The 13,752-nt window shown below is 68.0% G+C and carries 10 protein-coding genes; 3 read left to right on the top strand and 7 right to left on the bottom strand.

Features of this window, described 5'->3' with window-relative positions; genetic code table 11:
* Window positions 1-84 precede the first annotated feature (84 nt).
* Entirely contained in the window at window positions 85-1,671 is a 1,587-nt protein-coding gene (gene aceB / locus LPC04_RS09235; RefSeq protein WP_275681882.1) for a malate synthase A, read from the top strand.
* A gap of 34 nt (window positions 1,672-1,705) precedes the next feature.
* Here the strand turns inward: aceB and LPC04_RS09230 are convergent, their stop codons facing one another.
* Together LPC04_RS09230 and LPC04_RS09225 are read right to left on the bottom strand one after the other, a co-directional pair.
* The gene (locus LPC04_RS09230; protein ID WP_275681881.1) at window positions 1,706-2,836 is read right to left on the bottom strand and encodes an acyltransferase family protein; all 1,131 of its coding nucleotides are present in this window, start codon (window positions 2,834-2,836) and stop codon (window positions 1,706-1,708) included.
* A 123-nt stretch (window positions 2,837-2,959) separates the two neighbouring features.
* The gene (locus tag LPC04_RS09225; RefSeq protein ID WP_275681880.1) at window positions 2,960-4,651 is read right to left on the bottom strand and encodes an AMP-binding protein; all 1,692 of its coding nucleotides are present in this window, start codon (window positions 4,649-4,651) and stop codon (window positions 2,960-2,962) included.
* A gap of 244 nt (window positions 4,652-4,895) precedes the next feature.
* Here LPC04_RS09225 and LPC04_RS09220 point away from each other — a divergent pair, with 244 nt between their 5' ends.
* On the top strand, window positions 4,896-6,047 hold the full coding sequence (locus tag LPC04_RS09220; protein ID WP_275681879.1) for a glycosyltransferase: 1,152 nt from the start codon (window positions 4,896-4,898) through the stop codon (window positions 6,045-6,047).
* Window positions 6,048-6,060: 13 nt separating this feature from the next.
* On the opposite strand, the gene gshA is transcribed toward LPC04_RS09220, so the two are convergent.
* From gshA to LPC04_RS09195, 5 genes are all read right to left on the bottom strand, one after another.
* Entirely contained in the window at window positions 6,061-7,356 is a 1,296-nt protein-coding gene (gene gshA / locus LPC04_RS09215) for a glutamate--cysteine ligase (RefSeq protein ID WP_275681878.1), read from the bottom strand.
* A 105-nt stretch (window positions 7,357-7,461) separates the two neighbouring features.
* Window positions 7,462-8,511: an acyltransferase family protein gene (locus LPC04_RS09210; RefSeq protein ID WP_275681877.1), complete on the bottom strand. Its 1,050-nt coding sequence runs from the start codon at window positions 8,509-8,511 to the stop codon at window positions 7,462-7,464.
* Window positions 8,512-8,697: 186 nt separating this feature from the next.
* Window positions 8,698-10,239 carry an ammonium transporter gene (locus LPC04_RS09205; RefSeq protein WP_275681876.1) on the bottom strand — a complete coding sequence of 514 codons (1,542 nt, stop codon included), beginning with the start codon at window positions 10,237-10,239 and terminating at the stop codon, window positions 8,698-8,700.
* Window positions 10,240-10,317: 78 nt separating this feature from the next.
* Window positions 10,318-10,656 carry a P-II family nitrogen regulator gene (locus LPC04_RS09200; RefSeq protein ID WP_275681875.1) on the bottom strand — a complete coding sequence of 113 codons (339 nt, stop codon included), beginning with the start codon at window positions 10,654-10,656 and terminating at the stop codon, window positions 10,318-10,320.
* Window positions 10,657-10,751: 95 nt separating this feature from the next.
* Window positions 10,752-11,618, bottom strand: a complete 867-nt coding sequence (locus tag LPC04_RS09195; RefSeq protein WP_275681874.1) for a TorF family putative porin — start codon at window positions 11,616-11,618, stop codon at window positions 10,752-10,754.
* A 556-nt stretch (window positions 11,619-12,174) separates the two neighbouring features.
* Here LPC04_RS09195 and LPC04_RS09190 point away from each other — a divergent pair.
* Entirely contained in the window at window positions 12,175-13,728 is a 1,554-nt protein-coding gene (locus tag LPC04_RS09190) for a YifB family Mg chelatase-like AAA ATPase (RefSeq protein ID WP_275681873.1), read from the top strand.
* The last annotated feature ends 24 nt before the right edge of the window (window positions 13,729-13,752 follow it).

Below are 13,752 nucleotides of genomic sequence, written 5' to 3'. Positions count from 1 at the left end.
CGCCGAACGACCCGGCCATACGACGGCCGACGCGCTCGCCCCTGACTTCAACCCTTCTTCGAATCAACCTTCAGGAGTTTCCACATGAGCCTCAAGCTGCCGCAAGGCATGACCATCTCCGGCGCGATCCAGCCCGGCTTCGACGCCATCCTCACGCCGGAGGCGCTGGCCTTCGTCGCCGACCTGCACCGCACCTTCGAGGGCCGTCGGCAGGAACTGCTGGCGGCGCGCGTCGAGCGCACCGCGCGGCTCGACGCGGGCGAGCGTCCCGACTTCCTCGCCTCCACCGCCCACATCCGCGCGGGCGACTGGAAGGTCGCGCCGCTGCCCGAGGCGCTGGCATGCCGCCGCGTCGAGATCACCGGGCCGGTCGACGCCAAGATGGTCATCAACGCGTTCAACTCGGGCGCCGACAGCTACATGACCGACTTCGAGGACAGCAACGCCCCGAAGTGGGAAAACCAGATCCAGGGCCAGATCAACCTGGCCGCGGCGATCCGCCGCACGCTGACGCTCGAGTCCAACGGCAAGAGCTACAAGCTCAACGACCGCATCGCCACGCTGCAGGTGCGCCCGCGCGGCTGGCACCTGGATGAAAAGCATGTGCTGGTCGACGGCCAGCGCGTGTCGGGCGGCATCTTCGACTTCGGCCTGTTCCTGTTCCACAACGCCAAGGAGCAGATCGCGCGCGGCGCCGGGCCGTTCTTCTACCTGCCCAAGATGGAAAGCCATCTCGAGGCGCGCCTGTGGAACGACCTCTTCGTGCGCGCGCAGGACAAGCTGGGCCTGCCGCAGGGCACGATCAAGGCCACCGTGCTGATCGAGACCATCCTCGCCGCCTTCGAGATGGACGAGATCCTGTACGAGCTGCGCGAACACTCGGCCGGCCTGAACGCCGGCCGCTGGGACTACATCTTCAGCTGCATCAAGAAGTTCAAGGTCGACACCGACTTCTGCCTGGCCGAGCGCTCCAAGGTCACGATGACCTCGCCGTTCATGCGTGCCTACGCGCTGCTGCTGCTCAAGACCTGCCACAAGCGCGGCGCGCCCGCGATCGGCGGCATGAGCGCGCTGATCCCGATCAAGAACGATCCGGAGAAGAACGCCATCGCGATGCAGGGCATCATCAACGACAAGAAGCGCGACGCCACCGACGGCTACGACGGCGGCTGGGTGGCGCACCCGGGCCTGGTCGAGCCGGCGATGAAGGAGTTCCTCGCCGTCCTCGGCGACAAGCCGAACCAGTGGGAGAAGCAGCGCCCCGACGTCGCCGTGACCTCGGCCCAGCTGCTGGACTTCCAGCCCGAGACGCCGATCACCGAGGCCGGCCTGCGCTACAACATCAACGTCGGCATCCACTACCTCGGCGCCTGGCTGGCGGGCAACGGCTGCGTGCCGATCCACAACCTGATGGAAGACGCCGCCACCGCCGAGATCAGCCGCTCGCAGGTCTGGCAATGGATCCGCAGCCCCAAGGGCGTGCTCGACGACGGCCGCAAGGTGACGGCCGCGATGGTGCGCCCGTTGGTGGCCGAGGAGCTCGCCAAGATCAAGGCGACGCCGGCCGTCGGCGAGTTCGACCGCGCCGCGCAGATCTTCGAGAAGATGAGCACGGACGAGGCCTTCGCCGAGTTCCTCACGCTGCCGCTGTACGAGGAATCGACGTTCTGACCTGTTCGGAGGCCTTGGGCCGGCTCGCTCTCGTTCAGCGAGCCGGGACGGAGACCTGGGTGGCGGTGGGCTCGGCTCGATGGAGCTTGCCCAGCATCGCGAAGCCGTAGGCCAGCCCGATCGCGATGATGAGGTACGCGACGATCGTCACCGCCACGCCTCGCCGTGGCGTGTACCAGCCAGCACGATGGGACAGCAGCGGACGATCCACGTACCAGTAGAGTGCCATGGCCAGCGGCAGGTCGATGGCCGCTTGAACGACGGCATCGAGCATCAGTGACTCGCTGACATGCAGCCGAGCGAGCAGGAAGTTGCTGGCGAAGATGCCGATCCAGTGGTTCAGGTACAGCGGATAGGACATTCCGCCGAACAGCGTGCCGAGCTTCGTGCGGCGTCCCGGCGTGGCCAGCAACAGCACGATGAACAGGCCGGCAAACGGCGCGACGATGTCGTACCGGAAATCGACGGCCAGCAGCACTACTGCGACGACAAGGCCAGCCGCCAGCGCCGCCCTGATGGCTGGCTTGCGATGCAGATCGCCGTAGCGATGCACGGTCGTGGCCGCGAAGACGCCGAGCAGGATGGCCCCCAAGTTGGTGGTGAGCCCGAACAGCGCGAGCAGCGCCCAGAGCCAAGGCAGGCGCCCGAACGGTCGTCCCAGCAGCACGAGCAGCATCGGAGCCGCCAGGTAGAACTGCTCCTCCACGTTGACGCTCCAGAAGTGGCTCAACGTGCCCTTCTGAGGCATGGCCTCGTGGAATTGGGCGAGCTGCGGGACTCCGAACAGGTTGTAGACGAAAGTCAACTTGTAGATGACGATCTCGATCCACTTGGCCGTGATCGGCTCGCGCATCACGCTGAGGGTCAGCAGGATTGCCGCGGCGAGATAGTAGGGCGCCCAGATGCGGACCGCCCGGTTGAAATAGAAGCGGGGGAGCGAGCTCGGCGCCGTCACGAGCAGGATGCCGCCAATCAGCCAGCCACTGAGCGCAAAGAAGATCTGTACTGCGAAATTGCCGGCGTGATCCCACGCGAAGATGTGTCCGTGGTACCACATGACCGCGCAGGCGCAGGCCGCGCGGAGCCAGTCGAACCAGGGGAAATAGGTTTCCGCCTTTTCATGCGGCGTGAGGTCGCGCGCATCCCGTGCGATGGTCGCACCCATTTCAGCTCCTGGAATCTTCTCGGCGCGACGGCGCACCACGGCATCACCACCGGGAGGCATTCCCGGCTGGCCGCGCATCTTATTGCATGAAGCGTGCCGAGCCTGGCGGGTGCGGCGGCGGCCTCAGGTGGCCCAGACGATCTTGCGTCCGCCGGACGTCCAGGCGTCGAACTGCGCGTCGTAGCGCTTCTCCAGCACACCGCGCTTGACCTTGAACGTCGGCGTGATCAGGCCGTTCTCCACCGTCCACGGCTCGGTCATCAAGATCAGCGTCTCGAGCTGCTCGTGCGGATCGAGTTCGTGGTTGACGCTCATCAAGTGGTTGGCCATCGCGTCTTCGAGCGCCGCGCGGCCGGCGGCGTCGCGCGACTTCGCGGCGGCGGCAGCGTTGAGCATCAGCAGCGCGAACGGTTGGGGGTAGTTGGCACCGACCACGCAGCAGGCCTCGACCACGGGGTTGGTGACGAGCTTGTCCTCGATCGGCGCGGGCGAGACGTACTTGCCCTTGCTGGTCTTGAACAGATCCTTCACGCGCCCGGTGATGCGCAGGCAGCCGTCTTCCTCAAGGTTGCCCTTGTCGCCGGTATGCAGCCAGCCGTCCGCGGTGAACGCCGCGGCGCTGAGTTCGGGCTCCTTGTAGTAGCCCAGCATCAGCGCGCCATGGCGCACCTGCACCTCGCCCGACTGCGGGTCGATGCGCGATTCGACGCCCTCGTAGGGCAGGCCCACCGTGCCGGGCCGCTTCATGTCGGCCAGCGTCGCGTGCGAGATGCCGCAGTTCTCGGTCATGCCGTAGACCTCGATGATGTTCAGGCCCAGCGAGGTGTACCAGCGCAGCAGGTCGGGCGGCATCGGCGCGGCGCCGCCGGCGGCGAACTGGCACTGGTCGAGGCCCAGCGCCTTCAGGATCTTGCGGCGCAGGAAGCGCCCCGCCAACGGGATCTTGAGCAGGCGCTCCAGCCGCTGCGGCGGCATGTGCGCGTGGATGCCCTGCTGGAACTTGACCCACAGGCGCGGTACCGAGAAGAACACCGTCGGCCGCGCGCGCTGCAGGTCGCGCGCGAAGGTGTCCAGGCTTTCGGCGAAGAAGACGTGCATGCCGGTGGCGAGCTGCCCGTGCTCGACGAGCGCGCGCTCGGCCACGTGCGCGAGCGGCAGGTAGCTGAGCATGCGCGTGTCGCTGCCGACGCTGATGCGCTTCAGGCCCGATTCGATCGCCCATGCGAACGCGCCGAAGGTCTGCATCACGCCCTTGGGCATGCCGGTGGTGCCGGAGGTGTAGACGATGGTGGCGAGTTCGCTGCCCTCGCGGAGCGGGCTGCCGGGCAAGGGCAGGGTGCGGGCGACGATCTCGTCCCAGCGCATGTCGACCCGCTCGCGGACGCTGTCGGGCGACAGCGCGTAGCTGACACAGGGCATGCCGGGCGGCACGCCGGGGCGCATCGCCTCCCAGTCGTCGAGCTTGCCCACGAACAGCAGCCTGGCCTCGCTGTGCTGCAGGATCTGCGCGATCGTGCCTGCGGCGAGCGTTGGATAGAGCGGCACCGAGACGTAGCCGGCCATCCAGATCGCGAAGTCGCTCATCAGCCACCACGCGCAGTTCTTCGACAGGATCGCGATGCGCGCGCCCGGCTCGAAGCCCTGCTGCTTCAGGAAGGCTGCCATGCGTCGCGATTCGTCGACGACGTCCTTCCACGTGAACTCCTTCAGCAGTCCGCCGCCCATCGGCTGGGTGAACGCCGTCCGATCGGGTGTCGTGCGCTCCCAGTGGTACAGGCGCTGGAGGGCGAGCGAAGACGAAGGGGCTGGAGTCATGGGCGCACCGGTGGCTGGCGGGCGCCGCGTCGCGCGGGCCCTGCGGGGCAGACTAGTGCGAGTGCGGCGCCAATGCCATGGTGAAACCCCGTGCGGGCCAAGGGGTTGGCTCGCCGAGCCAGTCCGACGCGTGCGCGCACCTGCGCAGGCCTTTGTCACGGTTCCGTCACGAGGCGCCGACAGACTGGGCCGTCCACTCCGGAGAGCGTTCCGGCAGCGCAGCCTTTTCCGAAGCGTCAAGACAATGAAGTCGTCCGAGCTCCTTGCACTGTCCCACGAGCAATTGCGCGCACTGGTCTGGGGCGGAACGTCGCGCCTGCGGCGCAAGGTCCGCTTCGAGCGTCCGTTCTCGTCGCGCGCCAGGCGCCGCCTGCTGCTCGTGTCGCAACCCGACCCCATCTCGCAGAGCCAGATCTTCCCGTTCCATTTCTACAAGGACGTGCTGCGCGACCGCTGGGGCTACGAGGTGCGCGAGATCGACTACGCGTCGATCGATGCCGAAGGGTTCGGGCACTTCAAGGGCGCCGACGTCGTCTGTTTCCAGGCCTGGATCGACCAGACCCCCGAGCAGCTCCGGGCCATGGCGCTGCGGCTGCGCACGGATCATCCCGACGCCCGCCTCGCCTTCCTGGACCCGTGCGCGCCGGCCGACCTGCGCTTCGCCTCCGCGATCGGTTCCGACGTCGACCTCTACATCAAGAAGCACGTGCTGCGCGACCGCGCCGCGTACAGCCTGCCGACGGTCGGCCATACCAACCTCTCCGACTGGTACGGCCGCCGGGAGGGCGACGAGGACGCCACGCTGCATTTCCCGCTGCCCGACGGGTTCCTCGACAAGCTGCTCGTGGGCCCCAGCTTCGTGACCGCGCCCTACATGCTGCCCCGGTTCAAGGCCGTGTCCCAGCCGCCGCTCGGTCACGCCCGTCCATTCGACGTCCACGCCAGGCTGGGCGGGCTCGGGGCCAAGGACTGGTACCAGCGCATGCGCACCGAGGCATTCGCCCGCGTCCGTTCGCTGGAGAACAAGGTCCGCCTGACGCCGAGCGCCCCGCTGGAAAGACGCGCCTACCTGCGCGAGCTGGCGCAATCCAAGCTCTGCTTCAGCCCGTTCGGCTACGGTGAGGTCTGCTGGCGCGACTTCGAGGCCGTCTACGCCGGCGCCCTCCTGATCAAGCCCAACATGGACCACATCGAGACGGCGCCCGACATCTTCGTCCCGGGGGAAACGTACCTGCCGGTGCGATGGAATTTCGAGGACCTGCCGGACGTCGTCGCGAACGCGCTGGGCGACGAGGCGGCACGGCTGCGGATCGTCAGGAACGCCTACGAAGCGATGCGCAGCTACGCCGCCAGCAACCGCTTCGCCGATCAGCTCGACCGGCTGTTCGCTGACTGAGGCACGCGACGCCTCACTCGTAGACTTCGGCCTCGGGGTCCGTCGCCTCGAGCTCGTACGACGCGGCCAGCATGGCGAGCCGCCCGATGACGCCGTACATGTAGAACCGGTTGGGGGCGCTCACGCCCGGCTTCTCGCCCGGCCTGGGCAGGTGCGAGCTCTCGGCGAAGGCCAGCGGAACGAAGCTCGCGCCGGGCGCGTTCAGGTTCTCGTCGATGCCTCGTTCGGCGTGCATGCGGTAGAAGCCGCCGACGACGTAGCGGTCGATCATGTAGACCACCGGCTCGGCCACCGCCTCGTTGACGCGCTCGTAGGTGGGCACGCCCTCCTGGATGATGACCTCGGTGACCTGCTGGCCGTCCTTGACCACGTCCATCTTGTTGCGCGTGCGCCGGTTGACCTCGTCGAGCTCCTTGGCGTCGCGCACGGTCATCACGCCCATCCCGTAGGTGCCGTTGTCGGCCTTGACCACGACGAAGGGCTTCTCGTTGATGCCGTATTCCTTGTGCTTGCGGCGGATCTTGGTGAGCAGCGCGTCGACGTTGGTCTGCACGCAGTCGAGGCCCGTGCCCTCGGTCCAGTCGACCTGGCCGCAGTGCGAGTACATCGGGTTGATCAGCCAGGGATCCATGCCCAGCAGCTTGGCGAATTTCTTGGCAACTTCCTCGTAGCTGTGGAAGTGGTTCGTCTTGCGGCGCACCGCCCAGCCGGCGTGCAGCGGCGGCAGCAGGTACTGCTCGTTGAGGTTCTCGAGGATCTTGGGCAGGCCGCTCGACAGGTCGTTGTTCAGCAGCACCGTGCAGGGATCGAAATCCTTCAGGCCCAGGCGGCGCGGCGAGCGCACCAGCGGCTCGTAGGTGAGCGAGCTGCCGTCGGGCAGCTGCAGCTCGGTCGGCTCGGTGATGGCCGGATCGAGCGAGCCCAGGCGCACGTTGAGGCCGGCGCTGGAGAAGATGCGCACCAGCTGCTTGACGTTGGTCAGGTAGAACGAGTTGCGCGTGTGGTTCTCTGGGATCAGCAGCAGGTTCTTGGCCTCGGGGCAGATCTTCTCGATCGCCGCCATCGCCGCCTGGATGGCCAGCGGCAGCATCGGCTCGGTGAGGTTGTTGAAGCCGCCCGGGAACAGGTTGGTGTCGACCGGCGCCAGCTTGTAGCCGGCGTTGCGGATGTCGACCGAGGTGTAGAACGGCGGCGTGTGCTCCATCCATTCGAGGCGGAACCAGCGCTCGATCGCAGGCATCGATTCGAGCACGCGCTGCTCGAGTTCGTTGATCGGGCCGGTCAACGCGGTGACGAGATGGGGAACCATGACGGGTGGTCCTTGAAGGGGAAGGTTCGATTCTAGGAGCGGGCTGCGGCTCCACATGCGGGCGATCGGCCGAAATGCAATGCACCGCGAGCCGCCATCGTCATTTCAGGGTCTTTCGATCGCGCCGGCCGGCGGCGCCGTCGCGGCTTCCATCGATCGGGCCAGGCGGGATCCGAGACGCCGGACGGGATTCTCGACCAGGTAATAGGACACGCTCGCCAGGGCGAACGCGCTGACGAAGGTGCACGCCTTCATGAAGGCGCCATCGGGAAGCAGCGCCGTGGCCACCGACAGGGCAAGGAAGTGATACAGGTAGAGCGAGTAGCTGACGTTTCCGACATATCGAGCGACGGCCGATTCCAGGATGGCCCGCAGCGGCTGCAACGGCGCCTCTTGCCAGAACAGCTTGCAGAAGATCGGCATGAGTGCGAGGCCGTGCAGCGTATAGCGGAAGGTCTCGCGGAAATCGTCACGGCGGATGGCGAACGACAGCAGCAGCAGGATCCCCGAGGCCCACAGCGCGCCCCGGCTCGCCAGCGCGGGCAGGAGCCGGTGCCTGACGTCGATCATCACCGACAACAGGCAGCCGAACGCGATCGAATCCAGCCGCGTGTCGGTGGCGACGTAGGTGCGCGCGGTCGGCGCGTGGAATCCGTAGACCAGCACGAGCCGCCACACGAGGATTGCGAGAATGGTCGAGGTCAGGGCGGTGACGAGACGGCGTCGGGTCAGGATCAGCAGAACCGGGAAGATGAAATAGAAATGTTCCTCGACCGCCAGCGACCAGGTGATGACCAGAGGCGACAGCACATGGCCGAAATTGGTGAACTGGTGGTAATTCGCGTAGTAGCAGAGCGTGGCCACGAAGTCGCGCGCGGGGATCGGATCGCCCAGGCTGCTCATCACGATGCCCGACACCAGCAGGAAGACCATCAACGCCGGCGCCAGACGGAAGACGCGGCGCACGTAGAACGCCTTGAGGTGGCCGCCGCCGAACGACTGCGACAGCATCATCCGCGTGATGATGAAACCCGAGACGAAGAAGAACAGCGTCACGCCGAAGCCGCCAGGCACGAGGGGCGTGACAATGTGGCTGATCATGACGATCAGGATGGCGGCCGCGCGGATCCCGTCCAGGGCGGGTAGATGCTTCATGCGTCAGGTTTCGTTGTGGCCGATGGCGGGTCGTGAGAGGGCGCGCAGGTCGGATTGTCGGACATTGTGGACCGCCGCCGATCTCGACGTCCCTTGGCCGAAATGAAAAAGGGGCCGCCCTCGCGGGCAGCCCCAAGCTCTCTCTGCAGCCTGCCGCGGCGAACCGCGGCGACCGCTCTCGGAAACTTACTTGCTGTATGCGGTTTCGCCGTGCGACGTGATGTCGAGGCCTTCGCGCTCGTCGTCCTCGCTGACGCGCAGGCCGATGGTCATGTCGACCAGCTTGTAGGCGATCACCGAGACCACGCCCGACCAGGCGATGGTCACGCACACGCCCTTGAGCTGGATGACGAACTGCGCCCACATGCCGTTGGAGCCCTGCGTCATCGAGACCCAGTCCGTGACCATGCCCGGGCCGCCCAGCGACTGGTTGTTCAGGATGCCGGTCAGCAGCGCGCCGACGATGCCGCAGACGCCGTGCACGCCGAACACGTCCAGCGTGTCGTCCGCGCCCAGCAGCTTCTTCAGGCCATGGACGCCCCACAGGCCGGCGAAGCCCGCGATGAAGCCCAGGACGATCGCGCCCATCAGGCCGACGTTGCCGGCGGCGGGGGTGATCGCGACGAGGCCGGCGACGGCACCCGAGGCGGCGCCCAGCATCGAGGCCTTGCCCTTCATCAGGCCTTCGCCGATGCACCAGGCCAGCACCGCGGCGGCGGTGGCGGTGAAGGTGTTGACGAACGCCAGCGCAGCGGTGCCGTTGGCTTCCAGGGCCGAGCCTGCGTTGAAGCCGAACCAGCCCACCCACAGCAGGGCGGCGCCGACCATCGTCAGCGTCGTCGAGTGCGGCGTGAAGGATTCCTTGCCGTAGCCGATGCGCTTGCCGATCATGAACGCGCCCACCAGGCCGGCGACGGCGGCGTTGATGTGCACGACGGTGCCGCCGGCGAAGTCCAGCGCGCCCCATTGCCAGATCAGGCCGGCGGTGGCGTTCTGCGCGTCGACGACGTCCTTGCTGGTGTAGGCGTCCGGACCTTGCCAGAACCAGACCATGTGCGCGATCGGGATGTAGCTGAAGGTGAACCACAGCACCATGAAGGCGAGCACGGCGGAGAACTTCATGCGCTCGGCGAACGAGCCGACGATCAGGCAGCACGTGATGGCCGCGAAGGTCGCCTGGAACACGACGTAGACCAGCTCCGGCAGCACGACGCCCTTGCTGAAGGTCGCCGCGTTCGAGAACGAGCCCTTCATGACGTCGAAGGTGTCCTTCAGGAACACGCGCGAGGTGCCGCCGAAGAACGGCGACGACCAGCCGCTGCCCTGCGTGAACGTGAAGCTGTAGCCGTAGATGGCCCACAGCACGACGATCAGCGAGAACGTGACGAAGACCTGCATCAGCACGGACAGCATGTTCTTGCTGCGCACCAGGCCGCCGTAGAACAGCGCCAGGGCCGGGATCGACATCATGATGACGAGCGCGGTGGACACGAGCATCCAGGACACGTCGCCCTTGTTGACGGTCTCGACGATCGTCGGCGTCGATGCCGCGGCGGACGCGGGAGCGGCGGCGGCCGGGGCCGAGGCGTCCGCGGCGGGCGCGCTGGCGGCGGCCGTCGCGACGGCCGGGGCAGAAGCCGCGGAGGCCGCGTCGTCTGCCGCGAACGATGTCGCGGAGAACCCGAGGACGGCGAGTCCGAGGGCGAGGGAAGCGAGAAGCTTTCTCATGGTTGCAAGGCTTTCAGGAGTTGGAACCGTGTGGCGTTTTGGAACGTGCGGGAATCGTCTGGAGCCCGGGCGCGCCGCTCAGAGAGCGTCCTTGCCGGTCTCGCCGGTGCGGATGCGCACGACCTGCTCGAGCGGCGAGACGAAGATCTTTCCGTCGCCGATCTTTCCGGTGCGGGCCGAGGTCTCGATGGCCTCGATGACCTGGTCGACGAGCGTGTCGTCGACGGCGGCCTCGATCTTGACCTTGGGCAGGAAGTCCACGACGTATTCGGCGCCGCGGTACAACTCCGTGTGGCCCTTCTGGCGGCCGAAGCCCTTCACTTCGGTCACCGTGATGCCCTGCACGCCGATCGCGCTCAGGGCCTCACGCACTTCGTCGAGCTTGAAGGGCTTCACGACGGCAGTCACCATCTTCATGGCGGTATCTCCTCAGCTTGCGGGAGCGCTCGCGCCCGCTTCTTGTCGAACAAAACGACCCGGGTCGCCCCGGGCCCACGAGAATCAGGCGGTGCTCAGAACGAGTACTTCACGCCCGCGACGACGGTCGTGCGGCCGGTGAACCTGCCGTTGGAGGTGACGTAGTCGGCCTTCTTGGCGTCCGTGGCGATGACCTGCAGCGACGCCGACACGCCCTTGCCGAAGTCCTTGCCCAGCGTGGCCGAGTACGCGCCGTACGAATAGCTCGGCAGGCCGTTGTCCTTGGCGTACGAACCCTCGACGTGCTGGTAGGCGACGTCCGGCGTCAGCGAGAAGCCCGAGCCGAGGTCGAAATTGGCGCTCAGGTCGTAGTACTGGCTGCCCTTGCTCTTGGGGATGCCGAACAGCGGCGTGGCCGAGACCGAAACCTTGGCCGTGAACACGCCGTACGTCAGCGCGCCGTAGACCTCGCCGGTGTCCGGGTTCGACAGGTGGATGTCGTGGAACTTCTGGCCCAGGTAGACGTAGGCCAGCACGCCGACGTCGTACGACAGCGTGTCCTTGATGATGTCGCCCTTGGTGCCGCCGTACAGGTCCCATTCGACCGGCGCGCCCTTCTCGGACACGGGCGTGAACGTGGTCTCGTTGGCCGCGGCGGCCGCTTCACCGGCGCGGTTGTAGCCCACCATGGCGTCCTTGACCCACTGGATCGTCGACGCCCAGGTGCCGACATAGATCGGGCCGTTGGCGTAGTCGATGCCGCCCTGCAGCGCCGGCTTCATCTTCGACTGCGAGATGCCGCGGTAGCGATAGTCGCTCACCACGCCGATGTTGTAGGTGATCGGGCTGGCGTCGGGCGCGGATGCGGCCGCGGCGGGCGCGGGGGCGTCGTCGGCGAATGCGATAGTGGGGCCAGCGGCGAGTGCGAGGACGGCGACGGCAGCAAGCGCGGTTTTCTTCATCTGGTCTCTCCGAAAAGGTGTGGGCAAAGGTGGGTGGGATCTGTTTTTCGTCGCAACCGTCAACGCAGGTTCCGTGCCACGCGGCCCAGTTCGTCGGGGCGCGCTCGGCGCGACGCGGGCCTTCCGCGCGGGGTGCTAGAAGAAGCGGATCGACGCGGCAGTGAGGAATTCGCCGGCGCGCCGGCGCGCGAATCGCGTCGGTGAATCGTGCGGACGAGTGGCGTCGAGACGGCGGCGGCCGCATCCGATTCCGGCGCGGCGACGACAAGACCGCACCAACATGGTGCGAAATAACCACGTCGGCGCGGAGGTCACGCACTTGGATGGCGCGGCGGAGGGCGGCCGAACCCCGCATTGGGCGCGGGGCGGTTTGGCGGGGGCCTCGCAGAATGGAAATCCGGTTGTGCTGGCGGGCTGGAGCCCGTCGCAAGCCAATTTTCGAAATGGGGCCATGCAATTCGCGCGCCAGGATTGGCATGCCGCGAACGGTTTGACTCTGACCCCTGTTCAAAACGGCGCCTGGTCGGGCGCCTCGTCGTCCTGGAAGCCTTCTCGAATGTCCCTCGCCGTCATCCATACCCGCGCCCTCGTCGGCCTGCACGCGCCCGAGGTCGTCGTGGAAGTCCACCTGGCCAATGGCCTGCCCAGCTTCACGCTGGTCGGGCTCGCCGACACCGAGGTCAAGGAGGCGCGCGAGCGCGTGCGGGCCGCGCTCGCGCAGAGCGGCTTTGCCTTTCCGCACAACAAGAAAGTGACCGTGAACCTGGCACCGGCCGACCTGCCCAAGGAGTCGGGTCGCTTCGACCTGCCGATCGCCCTCGGCGTGCTGGCCGCCCAGGGCCTGCTGGACGCCGCCCGCCTGGCGCGCTGCGAATTCGCGGGCGAGCTTTCGCTGGCGGGCGAGCTGCGTCCCGTGCGCGGCGCTCTGGCGCTCGCGCTGGCGGTGCGCGAGAGCGGCTGCGCGCGCCGGCTCGTGCTGCCGGCGGCCTGCGCGGCCGAGGCGGCGCGGGTCGAGGGCGTGGACATCCGCTCGGCGCGCACGCTCGGCGACGTCGTCCAGGCCTTCCTGCCCGGCGACGGCGCGCAGGAGCTGCCGGGCCCGTCGCGCGAGCCGCCCGCGGCGGCGCCGCCGTTGCCCGACCTGGCGGACGTCAAGGGCCAGGCCGGCGCGCGCCGCGCGCTCGAGGTTGCCGCCGCGGGCGCGCACGGACTGCTGCTGATCGGCCCGCCGGGCGCGGGCAAGTCGATGCTCGCCGACCGCCTCGCCGGGCTGCTGCCGCGGATGACGCCGGCCGAAGCCTTGTCCAGCGCGGCGCTCCTGAGCGTCTCGTCCCAGGGCCTGGACGTGCGCCGCTTCGGCCAGCGCCCGGTGCGCGCGCCGCATCACAGCGCCAGCGCGGTGGCGCTGGTGGGCGGCGGATCGCCGCCGCGTCCGGGCGAGATCTCGCTCGCGCACGCGGGGGTGCTGTTCCTCGACGAGCTGCCCGAATTTCCCCGCAGCGCCCTCGAGGCCCTGCGCGAACCGCTCGAGACGGGCCACATCACGATCTCGCGCGCGGCGCACCAGGCGCAGTATCCGGCGCGCTTCCAGCTGGTCGCCGCGATGAATCCCTGCCCGTGCGGCTGGCTGGGTGCGTTCGCGGCCAGCGGCCGGCAGTGCCTGTGCCACGCCGAGGCCGTGCGGCGCTACCAGGCGCGGCTGTCGGGGCCGTTGCTCGATCGCATCGACATGCAGATCGAGGTGCCGGCGCTGCGGCCGGCCGAACTGCTGCCGTCGGCGGCCGGGACGCCGCAGGCCGTGGCGTCAGCGCAGGAGTCGTCGGCGACGGTGGCCGAGCGCGTGCGGGGCGCGCGCGAGCGCCAGCTGGCGCGCCAGGGCATGCCCAACGCGCTGCTCAGCGCCGCCCAGATCGAGTCCGGCCTGCGGCTGGGCGAGGCGGCGCGCGCGCTGCTGGAGCAGGTGGCCGAGCGGCTCGGTTGGTCGGCGCGCAGCCTGCACCGGGTCGCCAAGATCGCGCGCACGGTGGCCGACCTGGCGGGCGCGGCCGACGTCGAGGCGGCGCACATGGCCGAGGCCGTGCAGTACCGCAGGGGCTTGCCCGGGGGGTGAAATGGCCGTGTTTCGCGGCTATCC

The sequence above is a fragment of the Scleromatobacter humisilvae genome, assembly GCF_023231945.1.
GTDB lineage: Bacteria > Pseudomonadota > Gammaproteobacteria > Burkholderiales > Burkholderiaceae_C > Scleromatobacter > Scleromatobacter humisilvae.
The sequence above is the reverse complement of the archived record's forward strand: the minus strand, read 5'-3'. Positions and strand labels throughout refer to the sequence as shown.

Coding starts and splice junctions, on each gene's coding strand:
- LPC04_RS09205 (WP_275681876.1), bottom strand. CDS start 10,239: ATGAGAAAGCTTCTCGCTTCCCTCGCCCTCGGACTCGCCGTCCTCGGG.
- aceB (WP_275681882.1), top strand. CDS start 85: ATGAGCCTCAAGCTGCCGCAAGGCATGACCATCTCCGGCGCGATCCAG.
- LPC04_RS09195 (WP_275681874.1), bottom strand. CDS start 11,618: ATGAAGAAAACCGCGCTTGCTGCCGTCGCCGTCCTCGCACTCGCCGCT.
- LPC04_RS09220 (WP_275681879.1), top strand. CDS start 4,896: ATGAAGTCGTCCGAGCTCCTTGCACTGTCCCACGAGCAATTGCGCGCA.
- LPC04_RS09200 (WP_275681875.1), bottom strand. CDS start 10,656: ATGAAGATGGTGACTGCCGTCGTGAAGCCCTTCAAGCTCGACGAAGTG.
- gshA (WP_275681878.1), bottom strand. CDS start 7,356: ATGGTTCCCCATCTCGTCACCGCGTTGACCGGCCCGATCAACGAACTC.
- LPC04_RS09210 (WP_275681877.1), bottom strand. CDS start 8,511: ATGAAGCATCTACCCGCCCTGGACGGGATCCGCGCGGCCGCCATCCTG.
- LPC04_RS09225 (WP_275681880.1), bottom strand. CDS start 4,651: ATGACTCCAGCCCCTTCGTCTTCGCTCGCCCTCCAGCGCCTGTACCAC.
- LPC04_RS09230 (WP_275681881.1), bottom strand. CDS start 2,836: ATGGGTGCGACCATCGCACGGGATGCGCGCGACCTCACGCCGCATGAA.
- LPC04_RS09190 (WP_275681873.1), top strand. CDS start 12,175: ATGTCCCTCGCCGTCATCCATACCCGCGCCCTCGTCGGCCTGCACGCG.